Below are 20425 nucleotides of genomic sequence, written 5' to 3' on the forward strand. Positions count from 1 at the left end.
CGATGTCCTCCTGGACTTCCGGGTCCGGGAGGAAGCCCGTACTTAGTTTGGATGTGTAAGCGCCGTGTACGCAGGCGTCCACGGCGCTTACGGTGTGCTGGGCCTAGGCCCCCGTGGCAGCGGCGATGTTGCGGGCGCGGCGAAGGATGGCTTCGTCGACCATGTTTCCTGCTGAGTCGCGGTAGGCGCCGTGGTTGGTGGCTGCGGCCGCGAGGATGTCCGCGGCCCAGTTGATTTCATCCGGTGTTGGAGCGAACACTTCGGCGGTGATTGTCACTTGGGCAGGGTGGATGCAGTCCCGGCCGATGTAACCCATGCGTTTGAGATGTTCGGTGGAGTTGCGGAAGGTTTCCTGGTTGTTGATCTCGGCGCTGACCGGCCCGGCGGGTCGGACGAGTCCGGCGTGTCTGCTGGCGATGACGAGCAGGGACCGGGCGCAGAGCAATTCGGACTCATCTGATCCGGGGGTAAGTCCCAGGTCGGCGGCGAGATCCATTTCACCAATGTGGAGTTGGAAGACGGCTGAAGCGGCGGCGATCTGGTGGATGTTGACCAGGGCTGTGGCTGATTCAATCATTGGTGCCAGCGGGGTTGGGTGGCCCAGGCTTTGAAGGAGTTCATGGGCGTCGTTGACGTCCGTGGCGGTGTCGGCTTTGGGGAGGAAGAACCCGGTCAGGTGGCGGTGACCTGCCAGGGAACGGAGTTCGTGTTCCCTTCGTGGGCCGGTGTTCACCCGGACCCAGACGGGTATGTGGGTTCCGGTGAGGGAATCCAGCCAGGCGATGACGGATGCCAGTGCCTGGTCCTTGTTCTCTTCGGTCACGGCATCTTCGAGGTCGGCGATGATGGCTCCGGCGCCGCGGTTGAAGGCTTTGGCAAGGCGTTCGGGCCGGTCGCCGGGGACGTAGAGGTAGGTGGTAGGGGTGTTCATTGCTGCTCCCGCGTGGCCTTGAAGTGCGCGTCCAGGCGCAGGGCTCGATTCATTTCGTTGGTGACGATCATGAGGCCTTCGTCCACTCCCATGCCGGGTTTGGCGAGCATTTGGGTGACGCCGGTGGCGATGCCAATGTGGGTGGTGGTCCGGGCAGAACGGTCGGTTTCGGCGCAGGTTCCGCCAAGGACCGGTCCGATGCCGTGGGCGTGGCAGTCCAGGATCGCGTCCACGGTGTGGTGGATGGAGCCCAAGTCCGGGGTTTTTATCTGGATCAGGTCTGTGGCACCGGCCACGGCGAAAGCATGGATGTCTTCTGCGGTATTGGCCCATTCGTCCGCGATGAGCTGCACCCGGGATCCGCGGGAACGCAGCTCGCTGCGCAGGGCAGACATCATGCAGATTTGTTCGTCCCCGTTACCGGCGTGGATGGGGTGTTCGATACGCAGTTGGTGCGGCCCGGCAGCACGTTCGAGGCGCTGCAGGATGTCGGCGGTTCCATAGATCGTTCCCCCGGACTCGGCGCCGACCATCCCGTAAACGTCCAGATGAATCACCGGAAGATAGGAGGGCGCAGATGAAAGCTGCTTAACCCGGTCTTTGATCCACGAGACATAAACAGCGAGGACCCGCCCGCCGGGGCCTACGAGGTCGGGGGTGTTGATGAGTCCGTGGGGTATGACTGGGACTTGTTTGAGGATCATTTTGTCGACGTTGTCGTATCGGTCTTCGCCGGTTTGGGCGTAGACGGGCACTGGTGCGAGGTCGTCGGCCAGCTGCCATTCGTCCTTAATAACGCGAGCCATGATGTGGTGGCCAGCGCTGTGTGCTGCGGCGTCGAGCAGTGCCTGGGAAATGCCGTAGGCTGCGGCGCGGCCGAGTCCTTCGATGCTGTTGATTGCGGCTTCTGCCTTTTCGGCGGCGGCCCGGAAGGACGTGACTTCCAGGCCGTGCAGTAGCGGGCCGAGGTGGGTTTCGATGGTTTCGGCGAGGTCGGTGGCATGGAAGCGTGGTTCGCGGCCGCCGACGCCGGAGTACTGGACGCTGGCGCAATCACCGCTGGCGATGTAACCGTCGTCGAGGACGAGCTGGATGGAGACGGACTCGGCTGGTTCGCGCACGGCGGTGTAGCCGGGCGTGAGGGTGGTGCCGTCGTAGGCAGCTCCGTCGCGACGGGCGCCGGCTTTGATGGCTGCTTGGTCGTCAAAGAAGAAGCCGCCGAATCCTGGGGATGCGATGACGTCAACGATGGTGCGTGGTGTCTGTGGTGTGGTCATGGCCGTCGCGTTTCCGGGGTCAGGACCGCCGTGGCGGTCATAGTTTGTTTGCCGTTGCTGAAAGCTGCGAGTTCGGCAACGCCTGGTTCGTTGGTGCTGCGGTAGCGCAACTCAAGAGGGCAGTTGTCGAAGGCAGGTGCGGTGGAGCGGAAGGTGAAGCTGGTGGGCCGGTGATTGGGCAGGACCAGTGTCAGGGCGTCGGCGAGCAGGATGGCCTGCAGGGGCCCATGGACAACCAGTCCGGGGTAGCCTTCAGCGTTGACAGCGTAGTCACGGTCGTAGTGGATGCGGTGGGCGTTGTAGGTCAGGGCCGAAAACCGGAACAGCAAGGCTGGTTCGATGTCCACGGAGCGGTCCCATTCCCAAGCGGTGTCGGTTTCATCGGCCGCGGGGCGCGGCGAGGACGTTCCCGCGTTCGTCGGGGTTCGGGCCGGGGCCGGACTCTTGTAGACGATGTCATTGCGGTCACCGAGTTCACCGGTGGGGCTGGTGATGGTGTGTTCAACGGTGACGAACATCAGCTCACCGGACCGGCCGGATTTGTGCTGGACGTCGGTTACGGTTGATTTCCGGGTCAGCGGGTCCCCGATCCGTGGCGGCTTGGTCACGGTGACATGTCCTCCGGCGTACATGCGCTGCCTGCCATCAGTTGGTGGCAGGAACGAGCCGGTGACCGGGTGGCCGTCGGGGCCAAGATCGGACTGACGGGCCTGGGGCAGGAACGCGAGCCAATGCCACAGCATCGGCAGCCGGTCCCCCAGCCGTGGCGGCGTCCCGCCGGTGTCCAACAGGTCATGTAAAGCAGTAGCTGCTGCGACACTCACCGTGTCACGGCGCTCCACCATGCTTGGCATCCACTCACCGGTCACAACTGATCCAGATTGGGTTGATGTCGTAGCCATAGGCGTCTCCGAACTCATCGATGAACCGGAGTTGTCGATGTAACGTGCTCTGGACTTCATGGCTCTCCCTCACCAGCCGCGTTCTGCGAGGCGGTGGGGTTCGGGGATTTCGTCGACGTTGATGCCGACCATGGCTTCGCCGAGCCCGCGGGAGACCTTCGCGATCACGTCCGGGTCATCGTGGAACGTGGTGGCCTTGACGACGGCGGCGGCGCGCTGGGCCGGGTTGCCGGACTTGAAGATCCCGGACCCGACGAAGACACCGTCGGCGCCGAGCTGCATCATCATCGCAGCATCGGCCGGGGTCGCGATCCCACCGGCGGTGAACAGCACCACCGGAAGCTTGCCGGTCGTGGCGACTTCCTTGACCAGCTCGTACGGGGCCTGCAGTTCCTTGGCCGCGACGTACAGTTCGTCCTCGGGCAGGGAGGAGAGCTTGGCGATCTCGGCGCGGATCTTGCGCATGTGCCCTGTGGCGTTGGACACATCTCCGGTACCGGCCTCGCCCTTGGAACGGATCATCGCCGCACCCTCGTTGATGCGGCGCAGGGCCTCACCGAGGTTGGTGGCACCACAGACGAACGGGACGGTGAAGTTCCACTTGTCGATGTGGTTGATGTAGTCCGCCGGGGTCAGGACCTCGGACTCGTCGATGTAGTCCACACCGAGGGATTGCAGGACCTGGGCTTCGACGAAGTGGCCGATGCGGGCCTTCGCCATGACCGGGATCGACACCGCGGCGATGATCTGATCGATCATGTCCGGATCGGACATCCGGGACACGCCGCCCTGGGCGCGGATATCGGCCGGGACACGCTCAAGCGCCATCACGGCAACAGCACCGGCATCTTCAGCGATGCGGGCCTGCTCGACGTTAACGACGTCCATGATGACGCCGCCCTTGAGCATCTCCGCCATGCCCCGCTTCACACGGCTCGAGCCGGTTTCGGTGCGGGCCGCTTTGCTGAGGCCAGCATGTTGATTGTCTTCACTGAAGCTAAACACAGGGACTCCCGTCGAGATTCAAAAAGCCGGGCATCGTAAGCCGCCGGGCCGCTGCTGAAGGCGGGCGAGGTGCGTCCTTGGCTCGCCCGTACGCCGCGTGGACTCCCTTGTCCGGGACTTCACAGCAGCCCTCCAGTCAGCAATACATAATTCATAATACATCACATCTATTTGTTTGAGAAGGAATGCGCTCATGAAAAGCGCACCCGTCCTGTAGCGCGGCGGGCGCCGGACGGGTGCGTCATTTCGTCGGGGTTGCTGTACTCAAAACCCAAGTGGTCGCTAAGCCCGGGTGGTCGCTAGGAACGGGTAAAGACCTTGCCCGGGCTTCCTAGGGCTTCTTGGCCAGCGGTCGGTCCGCCAGGACCGGGTGTGGTCCTGTCACGCCGTTGCGCTCCGCCGCCAGTGCGAAAATGCGTTTCCTGCAGGCAAACCAGCCGATCACCAGCAGCGGTACGGCCACGGCAAGGGATCCGACCGTGATCGTCCCGGCAGGGTAGTCGAAGGCAATCAGAACCAGAATGACTGCAAGGAAGGCCAGAACGGCATAGGAGGTGTAGGGAGCACCGAACAGCCTATAAGTGGGGCGTTGGAGGAGGCCCTTCTTGGACAATGCCACCAATCGCATCTGGCAGAGGATGATCGTGCCCCAGGTGCACAGAACACAGAGGGCTGTGAAGTTCAGGACAATCTCGAAAGCCTGGTTTGGCAGTGCGGCGTTCAAAACCACCCCTAGCAGCGTCACGACGGCCGTGATCGCGATGCCGCCATAGGGAACGCCGGCTTTGTTCATGCGACCGGCGAAGCGTGGGGCGGATCCCGAAGCGGCCATTGAATGCATGATGCGCCCGACGGAATAAAGGCCGGCGTTCAGTGAGGACATGGAGGACGTCAAAACCACCAGGGTCATGATGGTGTCTGCACCATCCCAGCCGATGGAGCCGAAGAAGGTCACGAAGGGGCTGACGCCCGCCTTGTAGGCCGTGTACGGGAGCAGGAGGCTGAGGAGGAGGACCGATCCGACATAGAACACCGCGACGCGGAAGATGACGGCGTTGATGGATTTGGCAATGATCTTCGCGGGGTTTTCCGTTTCTCCGGCGGTCGTTCCGATGAGTTCGACCCCCGCGTAGGCAAAGACAACGCCCTGGATCATGATGACTGCGGGCAGGACGCCATTGGGGAACCATCCACCGTTGTCCTGAATCAGTGAGAAGCCCACGGTGTGGCCATCTACGGGTGTCCCGAAAATGACGAAGAACACCCCGACGATGAGGAACCCGACCAGCGCCACCACCTTGATCAGAGCAAACCAGAACTCCAACTCACCAAAGACCTTGACTGATACAAGGTTCAGGGCGAGCACGACTACGAGTGCTGCCAGTGCAAAGACCCATTGCGGTACGTCGCTGATCGGCGCCCAGTACCGGCCAAAAAAGTTCATGTATAGCGCAACGGCCGTGACGTCCGCAATGGCTGACATGGCCCAAGAGAACCAGTAGAGCCATCCGGATACGAAGGCCATCTTCTCGCCATAGAATTCCCGGGCGTAAGAAACGAACGATCCTGACGATGGCCGGTGCAGGATCAGTTCGCCCAGTGCGCGGAGAATGAGAAAGACGAAAAATCCGCAAAGGGCGTAAAGAAAGGCCAGGGACGGGCCGGCTCCAAGAAGGCGGCCGCCGGCGCCCATGAACAGCCCGGTGCCGATAGCCCCTCCCAGAGCCATCATTTGAATCTGCCGAGGCTTCAAGTTCTTTTTGAATCCACTATCTTCGGCGCTGGTGGCGCCATCGGCGTCTTCCGCGTGCGTTGATCCTGCGAGCGTGCCGCTGGCCGGTTGGCTCGTTTGGCGAGTTGTCATGGGAATGGTTCCTTCAGTGATGCGTATGTTGCCGGTCGTCAGCCCGAGAGGGCCGCATCGTGCATGGCAGGGCGGAGGACCGTGAAGCGATATCGGCGGCTGCGCCCACTTCCTCATGGACCCAATAGCTGCCGGAGATCTTTCGACCCGGGTGCGTCCAGGCCGCACCGTAGGACTCAGCAGTGAGTCCGCGCGCCGACGAATGAGCTGCGTTATGTTCCTTTGCCGTCGTCGATAACCAAGGATTTTCATTTGAAAGACGAACGATGGGTATCTGTGACTCACTGCACAAGACATTGCGTGTTCCATCTTACATTTTCAAACCACCAGGTCAAGCTTTCGGTAATACGTATGATCTTCAGGAGCGCGCGACAGAATCTAAGATGATATGTATTATGTGAGTAACATTACAGAGCGAACCGGGGCCTTCCGGTTCGTGTTCCACGGTTGTGACCAGAAGGAGCCTGCATGGTCCAGACCACTCAGCAGCAGTTTTCGGGCGGTCAGCCCTCCTGCCTGACACGTCATGTGTGGAGTGGAGGTTGGCAATGAGCTTCTTCTCCCCCTCGCCCATGCCACGGATGGATAACTGGTTGAAGTCGGAAGTAAGACGACGGGCCTGGAGGCAAATGGTCCCCGGCGCAACCGTGAGAGTCCGGGGCTCTCAATCACCAAACGGAGTCGGAGTTGTGAAAAACAGGACTCCCAGAGGTGATGTCATTTGGATCTCCTTTGCCGATTCAACAAGCACAGAAGTGTTCCTCTGTTCCGATGACGTCGACCTAGAACTCGCATAGAAAGCTCTCCGCTGCCCTGAGCCGCGTGGATAATAAGAGAGCTCTAATCCAGACGCCATTCGGCTCCGTCAGTTCGTACCCGCGCCTGTCCCTGCCCCTTGAAGCAAGAGGCAGGGAAGGCCGAATTGGCGTTAAGAACCCAGCACCGACCGGCATTCGCGGCAGGACGTGAGCAGCAAACGCAATTCCATTTGTCGGACATGAGCCATCAGGTTTCCTGCGAGGGCCGAGTGCTCATTCGAGGTGTCTCCAGGGCGGCTCCCGGACAGTGCTGGCTCGGGTCAGTGGCCGCCGAGATAGGCGGCGGTCACTTCCGGTTCGTCCAGCAGCCGGTTTGCGTCACCTTGAATCGTCAGGCGGCCGGATTCCATGACATAGGCGTAGTCGGCGATTTCAAGTGCCGCAACAGCGTTCTGTTCGACAAGCAGCACGGTAACCCCCTGCTCACGGATGCGTTCAATGGTCTCGAAGATGACATCAACGAGAACCGGTGCAAGACCCATGGAGGGTTCGTCCAGCAGGAGCAGTGTGGGATTGCCGAGCAAGGCCCGGGCAACTGCCAGCATCTGTTGCTCTCCGCCGGACATGGTGCCGGCCTTTTGGTTGACCCGTTCGCGAAGCCGGGGGAACAATTCCAGGACCCGTTCACGGTCTTCGCCGATGCTGGTGGTGTCCTTCCTGGTGAATGCCCCGAGGTCCAGGTTCTCCAGGACGGTCATCTTCTGAAAGATTTTGCGCCCTTCCGGCGAGTGGCAGATACCGAGTTTGACCACGTCGTGGCCGGGAGTTCCATTGATCGTGTTGCCTTTATAGATCACTTCCCCGTGCCTGGGCCGGAGGAGCCCGGAGATGGTGCGGAGCGTGGTTGACTTGCCTGCGCCGTTGGAGCCGATCAGCGTGACGATCTCTCCGGCGTAGACGGTCATCGAAAGATCCTGCACTGCGGCGATGTTCCCGTAGTAAACGGACAGTTCCTTTAGATCAAGGACGACGTCTTTGCCCTTCCCACGTTGGTTCGTCGGGTCAACGATTGTGCTCATGCTGGCTTGCTCCTTTTGCCTTCGCGGGTACCGGTTTTGCCCAGATAGGCTTCGATGACGGTCTGGTTGTTCCTGATGTCGTCCGGGGTTCCCTCCGCGATCTTGGCTCCGCGGTCGAGGACCGTGATCCGCTCGCTGATCTTCATGATGACGCTCATGTCATGCTCGATCAGCAGCACCGATATTCCACGCTCGTCCCGGACCCGGTAGACAAACTCATTGAAAGTGGCTGATTCCTGGGGGTTCATTCCCGCTGTCGGTTCATCGAGCAGCAGTACCTTGGGTTGCAAGGCCAAGGCCCTGGCGATCTCCAAGCGCCGCTGGTCGCCGTAGGAGAGGTTGCGGGCCAGTTCGCCCTCCGCGTGCGGGATCCCCACGTACTCCAACAGCTCACGTGCGGTGTCCCGGGCTTGCTTCTCCTCCCGGCGCTGCTGGGGCAGACGGAGCACCGTTGAGACGACCCCTGCCTTAAGGTGCGGATGCATTGCCACCATGATGTTCTCTTCGGCAGTCATCAGGTTGAACAGCCGGATGTTCTGAAAGGTGCGCGCGAGGCCGATTGACGCCCGGATGTGGGGCTTGGTGAGCGTGATGTCCTTGCCATCTAGGAAGACCGATCCATGGGTGGCCCGATAGAGTCCGGTAATCACGTTGAAGAAGGTCGTCTTCCCCGCACCGTTGGGACCAATAAGGCTCACGATTGACCGGGGCGGGATGGAGAACGAGACATCGTCGATTGCGACCAAGCCGCCGAATTTGATTGAGATGTGATCGGCGTACAGCACGTTCTCGGTGATGGGTCCCCCCATGCCAGGCGGGGCGGCATCGCCAGTGTCAGAGCCGGCAGCGCCTAAAATGGCGGGCCGCTCCCCAAGCTGGGTTACGTCAGGCAACGGCTGGTTCATCGGCCTTCATCCTTCGTTATATGGCCAGGGTCCTGGCTTGGCTCAGCGGCTAAAGCCGGGGTGACTGCGGCAGCGGCAGCAGCGATCTTCGCGTCTGCCTCAGGGTTTGACTGTGCAACCGCCTCGGTTTCCGCTTCGGCCTCAAGACTCTCAGCGCCCAAATCCTCGGCTTCGGTACGGCTGGGTGTACTCATCAAAGCTTTCGTTCTCTGTTCCGGCAGAAGACCTTCCCGCCTGAACAGCATCATGAGGACTAGCAGTAGGCCCAGAATCATGTAGTTGTATCGGGGAAGCACCCCGGCGAGATCCGTCCCGAACCACGTGTCGATCTGGACACCGATTTGCTTGAGCCCGTTGCTGTTCAGCCATGCGAGAAGGAAGGCCCCAACCGTGACTCCCCAGACGTTCCCCATGCCACCGAGAACGACCATGAGCAGAACCAGAACAGATTTGCCGAAGTCAAAACCGGACGGGGACACTGCGGTCGTGATTGCCGCAGCATTGGCAACGCCGCCGATTCCGCCAAAGATTGCCCCGACGGCATAGGCCAGCAGCTTTACGCGCACCAGGGGAACACCCATCATGGAGGCGGCCAGTTCGTCTTCACGCAACGCCAGCCATGCCCTTCCGAGGCGTCCCTCTCGGATCCTCAGTGAGACGAAGATGCACAAGGCGACCAGCGAACCTAGAACGAGGATCTTCCAGGTGTTCCCGGCTGCTGAGTTGGTCAGCAGATCCGGCGCGATATTGAGCGCCCCGAGGGGGCCGGTGCCAATGGGGTCGATTGAAGTGATCCCCGAATCGCCGTTGGCGACGTTCATGCCGGCGATATCGTTGGAATTCCGGAAAAACTGGGTAATTACTTCGCCAAAGCCCAAGGTGACCAAGGCGAGATAGTCACCGCGCAGACGCAGTGTCGGGGCACCGATAATCAGACCGAGGACGGCACAGACCAATCCGGCGACGAGCAGGACTAACCAGAAGTTGATATGGGTGCCGGGCGCGGAGTCCGGCACGGGAGAAAACAAGTGAAAGTCCCACTGCCAGTTGAAGGGGTAGGCCATGAGCCAGCCGGCCGTATAGCCGCCGACTGCCCAGAAGGCCACGTAGCCCAGATCCAACAGTCCGGCATAACCGACGACGATGTTCAGGCCAAGTGCCATGATCGCCCACATCAGGCATTCGTTGATGGTTGCCACGGGCAGCCATGCAATGACCGGTCCCGAGACCGACTTTCCGAGGCCTGGCAGGATCGCTTGGTAAACGAGGAACAGAAATACGATGGTCACACCGTAGCCGACGGGCCACTTATACGGTTGGAAAGAGTTCATGTCACACCTTTTCCGTCGTCGGTCGACCGAAGAGACCCTCGGGCTTGAAGACCATCAGCACGATGAGAATCAGGAAGACGACTGACTGGGACCAAGTTGAGCCCAAGCCATAAGCGCCTCCTTCATTGACCGCCTGAACGATGCCGATAGACAGCCCGCCAACTACGGCACCACTTAGACTCCCGATGCCGCCGAGCACGGCGGCCGTGAACGCTATCAGGCCGAGCTGCGTACCGGTGTCGTAGTAAGTCTGCGTTTGGCACAGGAAGTACAACACCGCTGCCGCTCCTGCCAGGCCCCCTCCTAGGGCAAAAGTAAACGAGATGGTTCTGTTGACATTGATGCCCATCAACCGCGCTCCGTCTTGGTCCTGGGCGACCGCGCGCATGGCCTTGCCCATCTTGGTGCGGGTCACAATATAGGTCATTGCCAGCAGGAGCGGGACCGTGATCACCACGACCATCAGCAGTTTGTAGACGAAGACGCCCTCCACGATTGGGCCGTGCCATACGACCGGCCAGTTCTTTTGGGCCGAGCCGTTGACATAATCCTGCTGGGCGATCCCCCGAAACAGGAACGAAAGCCCGACGGCGGTCATCAGCGGGGCAAGCTTGGGCGCTGACCGCAGCCGCCGGTAGGCAACGAATTCTGCTGTGACGTTGATCAAACTCCCGAACGCGATACACACGATCAGCGCCACGAGCAGGGGCACAATCGTGGCGACCGTTATGTCGCTGACGCCCATGACCCCAACCAACAGGCCTGCCGAAACGATGGTTGCGAGCATGAACAGGTCACCATGGGCAAAGTTGATCAGTTCAATGATGCCGTACACCATGGTGTAACCGAGTGCCACCAGTGCGTACAACAGACCATTCTGCAGACCCACCAGCAGGGAACCGAGAAACCGGTCAGGGTCCGCAGCCAAATTGGCAAACACCCAGATTCCTCCCGCCAGCACAACCACCGCTCCGAGGACACGGGACACCAACGGGCTGATCCAGGCCGTTCTTCGACGCCTGACCGCTCCCATCGTCAGGGAAACTATGGACATGGGGACTTCCTCTTCTTCTTTGACGTTGGTAATCAGCGTGCGCTTAGTCGGGCGTCAACGCTGGCTCTGCCAGGGCAGGAGTAAAACTGGAATGTGTTTGGTGAAGGTGCCGGGCCCCGGGGAACGGGGCCCGGCACCGCACGGTCACTGAACCGATTGGGTTTTCACGAAGGTTTCCTGGCCATCCTTGACCACCTCGACAGTGATGTCCCGCGCCGTCGTGTCGCCCGTGCTCGGGTCAATCTTGACTTCCCGCCCGGTGACTGACTGGTCTGCCGGAATAGCGATGCCTCCCCCGGTGAACACCGCGTCATTGACGCTCTTCCTTGTGCCGTCAGACTTGGCGATAGCGGCCAGGATGACCTGCACGGCTGCCACTCCATACAGTGGGTAGCTGCCTTCGGGGTCCTTACCGTACTTGGCCTTATAGGCCGCCAGGAGCTTGGCGCCGGCGCCGCCGTCCTTGATCAGTTGTTCCTGGGTCAGCCCGGCGAAAGTGATGTTCATGCCCGCCGACTGTGGAAGTTTGAGCAGATCGGGGAAGCCGCTGAAACCATCGGGGGCCAGCAGCTTGATCGATCCATCGTTGGCCCCAAGGACCGACACCTTATCCTTGACCAGTTGCCCGCCATTGCTCTCGTAGCTGCCGCCGAGGTAGACCATGTCCGCTCCGGAAGCCTTGACGGACTGGAACAGGGCTGTGTAGTTGGGTTGCTTAGCGTCCCAGGACTGCTGTCCCACAACCTCAATACCAAGCTTGGAAGCCGCTTCGGCAAAGGACTTCGCCACGCCCAGACCATACGTCTGGTTATCGTTCAACACGTACGCCTTCTTGACCTTCAAGTCGTTATAGGCGAACGCCGCTGCGGCCTGGCCTTGATAATCGTCCGTTGTCACGATCCGTGCAAAGTTCCGGGTGCTGGTCGGATAGTACTTGTTGGGCTCGCCTGTCTCCCAGGCTTTGGTCAGGCCAGGGTTGGTGTTTGAGTGGCTAACGATCAGCATCGGCCCGTCCGAGTCCTGGTTCAACGTCGGAACTTCGATTTTTGTGCAGCCCGAATTGAACGTGCCCATCACCGCGACTTCGTTGGTGTTCGCGACGTGGTCTGTTGCGTTCTTCGCGCAAGCAGCATCGTCCCAGTTGCCCTTGGCGGCGGTAGCGTCGTCATAGGTCTTTAGCGTGATCTCGTAGTCGCCAGCCTTATTGCCGACCTGGTCGAGGTAGAGCTGGATCATCTTATTCGTCGAGTCGCTAAGGGTTGCACTCGTTCCCTGTAGGGGCAAGTCGGTCGAGATCGTGAGCTTCTTGCTGCCAGCTTCATTGCCGCCTCCCGTGCCGCCGCCATTGCCACCGCAAGCCGTGAGTGCCAGTGTCGCCGCGATACCTATGGCGGTCGCGCGTGCGAGGGATCCTCTTGCCATCGCTTCTCCTTCTCCTGGGAAGTACGTTCTGCGCACGGTGCGCAAACGGAGTGATACGGCATGTGCGAGAGTTGCAGGCCCCGCGCCGAACGATCGCAGGTTGATCCACAGACTGGATCAAATGTGAAACTCATCACACAGAACATCATTAATAATACATAACATCAATGACGGCAAGACTCTTGATTGCGTTCCGTCACATCGACGTTCCAGCGCGTCATGGAAGAAGTCGGGGCAAACTGAGCGCGCCAAGGCTGGGTGCTGCCGGCGCAGAATGATCGCGTCGTTATTCTTGGGGGCTCCAGGTTGCCGCCGCCATGCGCGAGCTCGGGGTTCCACGCTGACTGGAGGGCCTGCTAGCCGCATGCGCGGCTGGCCCGCTCCACAATCACGTGCCCTGGCGAAGCATCCGCTACCCGAGGTGATTGAACTGGTCCACACCCCCAGCGGGAACCCGCGAGTGCGTGGATGGGCAGGCAGGATTCCGGGGGCCGGCCAGTGGGGAAGGTCGTTAGTCTGGTTACCGCGGTCAGCGGGCGCCTGCGCCCTGCCTCGGCGTCCACTACGAGAGGCTTTGGGCTGGTTTTGGCAAATGGGCGCGTTGGTCGCAGCGGACCTGTTCGGTTCCCCGTTTTGAGCACTGAGCGATGGTAAAGTCACATACTAGATATCATGTATTCAGCGTCGGAGGGACGGCCATGGCAACTGCGGACCTAGCGAGAGAGCAATGGAGCGGTATCGCCGGCCAGGTCGGCGTGCTCAAAAGCGACCGCGTCGTCGCTGTTCTGGAGCAACAGATACTTAGCGGGGCCCTGCCCACAGGCACGGTACTTCCCAAGGAAAATGATCTCTGTGAGTCGCTGGGCGTCAGCAGGACCGTTTTACGGGACGCCGTACGTGTTTTGGTAGCCCGGGGCCTTTTGTCGGTACGTCAGGGCCGGGGAACTGTTGTGACCGAGCCGAGCGACGACGCCTTTTCCGGCGCAATGGTAGCCCTTCTTGCACGTGCGAACCTCTCCATGCGTGAGGTTATGGAGTCCCGGGAAATGTTGGAGACTCTGATTGTCGGCATAGCAGCGGAGACCGGCACTGAGGACGACTGGGTTCGTCTTGAGAAGGCCTACGACGCACTCAGCGAAGCCGTGGCGCAGCCCGATTCGGAAGCGGCCAACCAGGCCCACGCTGAATTCCACACGGGAATCATGGAGGCAACGCACCGCCCAGCGCTGACGTTGATGCTGTCTCCGATGAGCAAGATTGCTGTGCTCACCGGCCTTGCCTCAGTCCAAGCCGGCCCGACCGGCGGCTGGGAGGTAGAGGCACACCTGCCCATTCTGGAGGCACTTCGGAAGGGCGATGCTGCTGCCGCCCGGGAAGCCATGCGCGCACACTTTGTTGCATCGACACGGCCGGCGAGCTATCAGGACTTCCTCGATCAGCCGTTCGCCTCGACATACTTCAGCCAAAACCCGTCAGTTCTCTAACCACTACAGCCAAGGTGTGGCCCTGAAAGGATATTGCCATCCCGTCAGGGCCACACCTTTATCCGCCCGCTACTTCATCGCTTCAGTGGAAAAACCCTTGTCCAGACTTCTCGTTCCGGTCCCGCGCACCCAGTTGGAACTCGCCGAACGCACAAGCGAAGGGCGTCCTTACGATTGAGCCACGAGGCCGTGGCTTGATGCACTGCCGAAAGCACCTGCCTCGGCTGCGGCCTCGTACGCGGAGTCATCGACCCCGATGACTTCCGCGAGGACGGAACGAGTGTGCTCGCCCCGCTGCGGAGCGCGGGTTGGTGTCCGCGTTGCGTTCCCGACTTTGACTGGTGAGGCAATGGTTTTTACTGTGCCATAGAGTGGGTGCTCGGCCTCGAGAACCATGCCGCGGGCATCGGTCTGAGGATCCTTGAAGGCTTGTTCGACCGTGTTCACCTCACCCACGGGAACGGCTGCGGCCTTCAGGCAGGTAACCCAGTGGTCCACGGGCCGTTCCAGGAACGTCTCGTTAAGGATGGCCAGAAGAGATTCTGAGTTTTTCTGCCGGTCGGACAGCGACTTGAAGTCGGGGTGCTCGGCCAGTTCCGGCCGACCGATGGCCTCCGCAATCCGCGTCCAGAACTTAGGTTTGGCGGCGGCGATCACAAACCAACCGTCCGAAGCCTGGAATGCCTGGAAGGGAACAATCGAGGGATGCGCAGAGTGACGGGTCCGCTTTGGTTCGAACCCGGCATTGAGGTGCCACACTCCGGGATAGGTCAACATGGCGATGCCCGTGTCGAACAAGCTGACGTCGCAGTCCATGCCGACACCGTCTCGTTTGGCCGCCCAGAGTCCGGACATCAACGCCAGCGCAGCGACGTACCCGGTTGAGAAGTCCACGATTGAAAGGCCTGACTTAGTGGGTGGGCCGTCCGGTTCGCCAGTGATGTCCATCCACCCTGTGAGACCCTGGATTACATAGTCATAGCCAGGCTCGTTCTTGCGAGGTCCTGTCATGCCGTAGCCGCTTAGAGAGCAGCAAACGATGGCCGGGTTAAGGTGTTTGAGCTGGTCGTAGGTAATGCCGATTTTCTCCGGCACATCGCCACGCATGTTTGAATAAACAGCATCGCTCTCCTGGACGAGCCGCTCGAAGATCTCCCGTCCGGCTCCGCTGTTGAGATCGAGGCTGATCGACTTCTTCCCGCGGTTGAACGACTCGAAGAACAGGGAGTCCTCACCTTGGAAGTACGGGGGAATATAGCGTCCGATGTCCCCGCGAATAGAAGGGTCCTCGATCTTGATGACCTCGGCTCCGAGGTCCGCCAGGTGGGAGGACCCGAACGGTCCTGCTCCGTACTGTTCAAGTGAGAGAATTCGGATACCTTCCAAAGGCAGTGTCACGTTCTGTTTCCTTTCACGCAGAGTTAGTTGGCCGTCTGACTGACCAGGCGAAGTTGCGTATAGGCGAGGATTCCTTCGAGGCCACCTTCGTAACCGACGCCACTGTTGCCCATGCCTCCGAGGGGAACATCGGGCAGCGAAGGTGCAAGCTGATTGATGCCGATGTTGGAGACGTTCAGCTCCGCCGTGACGCGATCCTGCACCGAAAGGGAATCCGTGAACAGATATCCCGTGAAGGAGTACGGGTTCGCGTTCGCAAGTTCCAGAGCTTCGTCGAGACCACCGACCGGAATCACCGCAGCAATCGGACCAAAGGGCTCCTCGGTCACGATGTCAGCATTCTGAGGCACATCGGCGAGGATCGTCGGTTCGAAGAAGAACCCATCCCTCTTTACCTGGTGGCCGCCCGTCACCAGGCGCGCTCCCTTCGCAACTGCGTCCTCGGTGAGCCGGACAAGGGCATCTACGCGGCCTTGATGGGCGACGGCGCCCATGGTGACGCCGTCCTCGTTGCCATGTCCGAGGACATAGGACTGTGCCTTCTTGGCGAAGGCTTCGACGAAGTCCGAATAGAGTGACTCGTGCACGTAGTAACGGCTCGGAGCCACGCAGGACTGACCGGCGCTGCCAAACTTCGCCCCGGCAGTCGTGGCAATGACGTGTTCGACATCAGCATCGTCCCACACGATTACAGGCGCATGCCCGCCGAGTTCAAGGACATGGCGGGTCAACGTCGGAGCGGCCTGTTCTGCAAGCAGTTTTCCTACATGCGTCGATCCCGTGAAGCTAAGAATCTTAACCTCAGGGCTGCTCAGCAGTTGCTGGCTCAGGGCTGCTGGGTCTCCAAACACCAAATTGATGACGCCTTCAGGCAGGCCGGCTTCCGCGAAGATCTCAACGATCAGGCGCGCAGTTGCGGGTGTGTACTCGGCAGCCTTCAAAACCACCGTGCAACCTGCAGCAAGGGCTGCACCCAACTTGCGGGTGGCAAGGACGGCAGGGAAGTTCCACGCATTGATCAGAGCAGCAACGCCGAGCGGTGCCGGTGTTGAGCTGCGCCGGCTACCAACGGCGATGCCGGGGAAGCTTCGGCCTTGGATCCGTCCTGCGGCTTCTCCGTTCCATCGCAGGGTGTCGATGGAACGCTGGATCTCACCCCGGGCATCTGCCTGTGTCTTGCCGGTTTCCAGCAGGATCGTGGCTGCGGCTTCATCAATGCGATCGCTGAGGATTTGGGAGGCTCGCTTGATGATGTCGCCGCGTGCAGACGGCAGAGTCCTGCTCCAGGACGCGAACGCCGCGTCTGCTGCGGCGATGGCTTCGGCTACCTGATGTGCCGAGGCAAGTGACACCTGACCCACAATCGAACCTGTGCCGGGGTCGACATTGTCGAGTATGCCGGCTTCTCCGGTGACCCAAGCGCCATTGATGAAAAGATCAGCACTCATTCGAGGCTCAACTGTTGACATTTCGGTGTTTTCCGTCCTGTTGCTTCGAGTATTCGTAGGTAGGCCCTTGAGGGCCAGGGATGGCCTTACCCATGTAGGCCGGCTGCGTCCGAAACTCCGTAGGCTTGCCGTTGGAACGGAAAGCCGGGAAGTCAGCACAAGTGCGGCCGACGTGATCAAACGCGTGCCCGTGCACTTCCCGGGCTCCGCAGTCGGAAGGAACAGCCCAGGACTCGGCAGATTGGCGGCACTGTCGCTGGTTAGCACAGTGTTCTAATGAGCTCTTGGGCAATATCTTCCTTGATCGGAATGATCAAAAGGGCCAGTGACCTTTCTGACCGAGCGACCTACATCTAAATCATAGATGTTATGTATGATGACTGCAATGGATGGCCAGCGGGAGAATGTCTCCCCTCACTGCTCTCTGATTCGTGACCGAACCAGGCCCTGGGGAGTGCTCAGGTATCTGACGCCTGCAGGCACCATCACCCGGGACGGACTCAGCAACGTGAAGACTCGTCCCGGATGGCTGGAAGTGTTGAGGGTAGTCCCAGGATTCTTGGCCGTCTCAGAGAAGGAATCTGACAACAATCTCACTGCTGGCGTCCCGGCAGCTCCGTGCGGATGCCCAGCTGTGGATCGCTGAGCACCCGCCCATGCCTCCGGCATCCCACTTCCGTGGCCCCGTCAGGGGATTCCCGTCCAACGCCTCGTGTAAGGAAGGAGGATTGCCTATGTCAGACTGTCTGCTCCGGAGATGTCCGCTAGGGCTCCGTGAATCAAGGGTCTGACCAGGCTATAGTTTTCGGCTACTGGGAAATGGCCGATGTCTGCGAGGATGCCGCCCCGTATCCCGGAGTTTTCCTTAAGGGTGCGCCAAGTGTCCTCGGGTGTGCAAGCGTGGTCGTATTCGCCAGTCCAAAGGTATACGGGGCAGGCTTCAGTGTCGATTTCGCCGATCCTTCCCCGAAGGTCAGAGTCCTCGGAGTAAAAGTAGGTGTCGCCGCGGTACATGCCCGGACCCCCTTGGGCGTAATGCCACCACACCGAACGCTTCGAATGCTCCGGACTCTGCGGCGCCATCAAACCATACGTCCAGGACGGGATGGACTGGTGAGCGTTGACGTCTGCATGCAATGACCAGTCCGCAAAACGTCCAGTCACCTTTGCTGCACCCGAGAAGCCGATGACGCCAGTGAACTCGTCAGGGTGGTCCAGCGCCAGATGAAGTACCAAAGAACCGGCCATCGAGCAGCCAACTACCGTGGGAGCATCGAGGTGAAGGGCCCTGCAAAACGCCCGCACGGTCTCAATGTAGAGCGACCGGGTAAGTCGGTACTCTCGAAGCCACCACTTGTCGGCGGGCATGCTCTTGCCATGACCAGGGAGGTCGAACGCGATCACCCGATACCTGCCGGTTAGCTCCGGATCCGCCATCATATCGTGGTATTGGCGGGAATCTGACCCAGCGGTGTGGAGGCAGACGACGGCGGGACCCTCTCCGGCGGATTCGTAATAGATCGTTTGGCGTTCTCCAGCGATCTCACACGTCACGTAGCGGCCCACAGGCCCGTTGTTCAGATCCGGCAGTTCCGCGCGGATATCAGCCCCTGTGCTGACACCTTCCCCTTCGAGACCCTCCCGGGCTGCGCCGCACCACCGGTTGAGCGTCCGCAGATGACGGATCGCAGCCTCGAGGTCACTGTCAATGGTGAACGTGCTGCTGTACTTGTTCAGGGCAAGCAGGCCGTTGTACTGCGGTCGGGGGGAAAGCTGAAGCAGCCCGGACCAGTCCCCCAGGCTTCCGCTCAGCGTCACCTCCTCGACATCCTGCTCCGTCTTCCCCAAATCGATGACGAACTGTTCGGCATCGATGTTGAACACCAGCCGAACCGGTGAGAAGCGTGCCAGGAGTTTGAGTTCCTCGTCTTCCTCAAGGTTCAGATCTTCGAGTCCTTGGATAAGTTGATGGGCACTGGCGAAGCTCATACTGCCTCCTTGGGTGAAAGTACGACAGCGAACGGGGCGCTCTTGAGATCAACGGGAGGATAGTTGGTCGCAACAACTGGATCGTGACCGGTTACTACATCCACGTAGGTGCCCGACTTCAGTCTGCTTTCAATCATGTCGAATACTTCGAAGCCCGTCGGGAGGTCTGTCATTGAGCAGAACGGCATCCGCTTCTCAAGGGTGTCATTGAAATGGACTGCGTCGGAGGTGAGCAGCAGAACCCCATCCTTTGTGTCGATCTCGACAATCGCTTGACCGGGCGAGTGGCCTCCAACTTCAAGGACCCGGACACCGGGTACCGGTTCGGCCGCGCCGGTAAAGAGGCGCAGTCTGCCTTGAGATTCCAAAATGTCCAAGTCCCGTCCTGCCTCGGGGTCGAAATAGGCAGAGAAGAGCTTGTTCCTGGCCAGGTCGCTGTTCCAGAACTCACGCTCGGACTTTGCGAGAATGAAGTCGGCGTTGGGGAAATCCAACAGGTTGCCGGCGTGATCCCAGTGAAGGTGGGTCATGATTACGAGGACCACGTCCTTGGCATCAACCCCCAAAGCTTCAAGGGCGGCGACGGGATGGCGGTGCATCTGCCGGTTCCGCCGTTTGCCGCCCTCGGGATAGAAACCGGTGTCGACCAGAATCGGGCCCAGCACATGTTCGATAAGCCAGAAATAGTACGTAGTGTGCTGGTCGCCGTCGGGCTCACCGTAGAGCTGGTAGCTCATGTGCACCTCGCTCTTGAGCGACTCGCGAAGGCCGAATTCAATCGCAATTACTCTTCGCACCGGGGATTGAGATTCACTCATCTCAAGAGCTCCTCTATCTCGCTGGTTGCTTTCAGCCGTTCGATCCACTGCCGCCGTCGTGGGCCTGGACGCTGGGCTCCAGGCCTTCGGCGCCAACGACTTCCTTCCAAGCGTCGAAGCCTGTCTGGAACGCCACAACGCCAGCTTCAGGAATGGCGATTTCGATTGCTTCGAGGATTTCCCGAGGGCTCAGACCAAGGTCGAGCGCCACTCGAATGTGAGACTGAATCTGGCCCTTGGATGCCCGCATCACCGTCAGCGAAACAATGAAGATCAGCTCTTTCGTTTTGCGGTCAAGCAGTCGTTGGTTCAGATAAGCGGCGGAAACGATTCCGTTGGCGGCCTTGAGAACCTCGAAATCATGCAGGGCCATCACCTTGTGGTAGTCCAGCACATAGCCGCGCTTTGCGACCATGTCGTCGACGTAAGCCTTTGCTTCAGGGTGGATTTCAACCGTGTGATCAGTCATTTCTATGTTCCTCAGTTCTGACGCAGTTTGGATGGATTTGTTCTCGTTGTCTCGCTCAGATTGCAGCGTTTACGGGAGCGCCGTCGTACCTCGCGTGCAGCGGGCGTGAGGCGACTCAACCCCTCATACATCATAGATAGTATCTATGATGTGCTTTCAAAACATAGTTCTATTGCAAAACCGGAGATGTTACGCCCGATGATTTGGGTGGTGTATGCTCCTGACGACCAATGCAGGACGGAACTACACTGGACAAGTCCGGCTAGTTAGTTTTGACAGGAGCAATCAAGC

General features: G+C 60.1%; 16 protein-coding genes. 1 reads left to right on the forward strand and 15 read right to left on the reverse strand.

Going from position 1 to position 20425, the window contains the following annotated elements:
* Window positions 1–103 precede the first annotated feature (103 nt).
* From ACIQTZ_RS18720 to ACIQTZ_RS18765, 10 genes are all read right to left on the reverse strand, one after another.
* A complete protein-coding gene (locus ACIQTZ_RS18720) occupies window positions 104–931 on the reverse strand; it encodes an HpcH/HpaI aldolase/citrate lyase family protein (RefSeq protein ID WP_402982784.1) in 828 nt (275 codons plus the stop codon).
* Window positions 928–2208 (reverse strand): methylaspartate ammonia-lyase, encoded by a 1281-nt coding sequence (locus ACIQTZ_RS18725; RefSeq protein WP_402982785.1) that lies wholly within the window; start codon window positions 2206–2208, stop codon window positions 928–930. Before ACIQTZ_RS18725 ends, ACIQTZ_RS18720 begins: the two co-directional genes overlap by 4 nt.
* On the reverse strand, window positions 2205–3170 hold the full coding sequence (locus ACIQTZ_RS18730; RefSeq protein WP_402946571.1) for a MaoC family dehydratase N-terminal domain-containing protein: 966 nt from the start codon (window positions 3168–3170) through the stop codon (window positions 2205–2207). Before ACIQTZ_RS18730 ends, ACIQTZ_RS18725 begins: the two co-directional genes overlap by 4 nt.
* Window positions 3171–3179: 9 nt before the next feature.
* Window positions 3180–4115, reverse strand: coding sequence for a pyridoxal 5'-phosphate synthase lyase subunit PdxS (gene pdxS, locus ACIQTZ_RS18735; protein ID WP_402982787.1), 936 nt, complete (start codon window positions 4113–4115; stop codon window positions 3180–3182).
* A 331-nt stretch (window positions 4116–4446) separates the two neighbouring features.
* Window positions 4447–5979, reverse strand: a complete 1533-nt coding sequence (locus ACIQTZ_RS18740; RefSeq protein WP_402946568.1) for an amino acid permease — start codon at window positions 5977–5979, stop codon at window positions 4447–4449.
* Between the two features lie 1078 nt (window positions 5980–7057).
* On the reverse strand, window positions 7058–7816 hold the full coding sequence (locus ACIQTZ_RS18745; RefSeq protein WP_402946566.1) for an ABC transporter ATP-binding protein: 759 nt from the start codon (window positions 7814–7816) through the stop codon (window positions 7058–7060).
* Entirely contained in the window at window positions 7813–8721 is a 909-nt protein-coding gene (locus ACIQTZ_RS18750) for an ABC transporter ATP-binding protein (RefSeq protein ID WP_402982789.1), read from the reverse strand. Before ACIQTZ_RS18750 ends, ACIQTZ_RS18745 begins: the two co-directional genes overlap by 4 nt.
* Window positions 8718–10052, reverse strand: a complete 1335-nt coding sequence (locus ACIQTZ_RS18755; RefSeq protein ID WP_402982790.1) for a branched-chain amino acid ABC transporter permease — start codon at window positions 10050–10052, stop codon at window positions 8718–8720. The genes ACIQTZ_RS18750 and ACIQTZ_RS18755 overlap by 4 nt, the downstream gene beginning before the upstream one ends.
* A 1-nt stretch (window position 10053) precedes the next feature.
* Entirely contained in the window at window positions 10054–11106 is a 1053-nt protein-coding gene (locus tag ACIQTZ_RS18760) for a branched-chain amino acid ABC transporter permease (protein WP_402946560.1), read from the reverse strand.
* Between the two features lie 144 nt (window positions 11107–11250).
* A complete protein-coding gene (locus ACIQTZ_RS18765; protein WP_402982792.1) occupies window positions 11251–12528 on the reverse strand; it encodes a branched-chain amino acid ABC transporter substrate-binding protein in 1278 nt (425 codons plus the stop codon).
* A 698-nt stretch (window positions 12529–13226) separates the two neighbouring features.
* Here ACIQTZ_RS18765 and ACIQTZ_RS18770 point away from each other — a divergent pair.
* Entirely contained in the window at window positions 13227–14012 is a 786-nt protein-coding gene (locus tag ACIQTZ_RS18770; RefSeq protein ID WP_402982794.1) for a FadR/GntR family transcriptional regulator, read from the forward strand.
* Between the two features lie 168 nt (window positions 14013–14180).
* Here ACIQTZ_RS18770 and ACIQTZ_RS18775 read toward each other — a convergent pair whose 3' ends face one another.
* The 5 genes from ACIQTZ_RS18775 to ACIQTZ_RS18795 form a co-directional block, all read right to left on the reverse strand.
* Window positions 14181–15410, reverse strand: coding sequence for a CaiB/BaiF CoA transferase family protein (locus tag ACIQTZ_RS18775; RefSeq protein WP_402946554.1), 1230 nt, complete (start codon window positions 15408–15410; stop codon window positions 14181–14183).
* 23 nt (window positions 15411–15433) lie between these two features.
* A complete protein-coding gene (locus ACIQTZ_RS18780) occupies window positions 15434–16858 on the reverse strand; it encodes an NAD-dependent succinate-semialdehyde dehydrogenase (RefSeq protein ID WP_402946552.1) in 1425 nt (474 codons plus the stop codon).
* A gap of 732 nt (window positions 16859–17590) precedes the next feature.
* Complete coding sequence (locus tag ACIQTZ_RS18785) at window positions 17591–18847, reverse strand: alpha/beta fold hydrolase (protein WP_402946550.1); 1257 nt, start codon at window positions 18845–18847, stop codon at window positions 17591–17593.
* On the reverse strand, window positions 18844–19665 hold the full coding sequence (locus tag ACIQTZ_RS18790; RefSeq protein WP_402946548.1) for an N-acyl homoserine lactonase family protein: 822 nt from the start codon (window positions 19663–19665) through the stop codon (window positions 18844–18846). The genes ACIQTZ_RS18785 and ACIQTZ_RS18790 overlap by 4 nt, the downstream gene beginning before the upstream one ends.
* A 31-nt stretch (window positions 19666–19696) precedes the next feature.
* The gene (locus tag ACIQTZ_RS18795) at window positions 19697–20134 is read right to left on the reverse strand and encodes a carboxymuconolactone decarboxylase family protein (protein ID WP_402946546.1); all 438 of its coding nucleotides are present in this window, start codon (window positions 20132–20134) and stop codon (window positions 19697–19699) included.
* Window positions 20135–20425: the final 291 nt, after the last annotated feature.

Origin of the sequence: Paenarthrobacter sp. NPDC090520 (assembly GCF_044769205.1) — a bacterium.
Classification (GTDB): domain Bacteria; phylum Actinomycetota; class Actinomycetes; order Actinomycetales; family Micrococcaceae; genus Arthrobacter.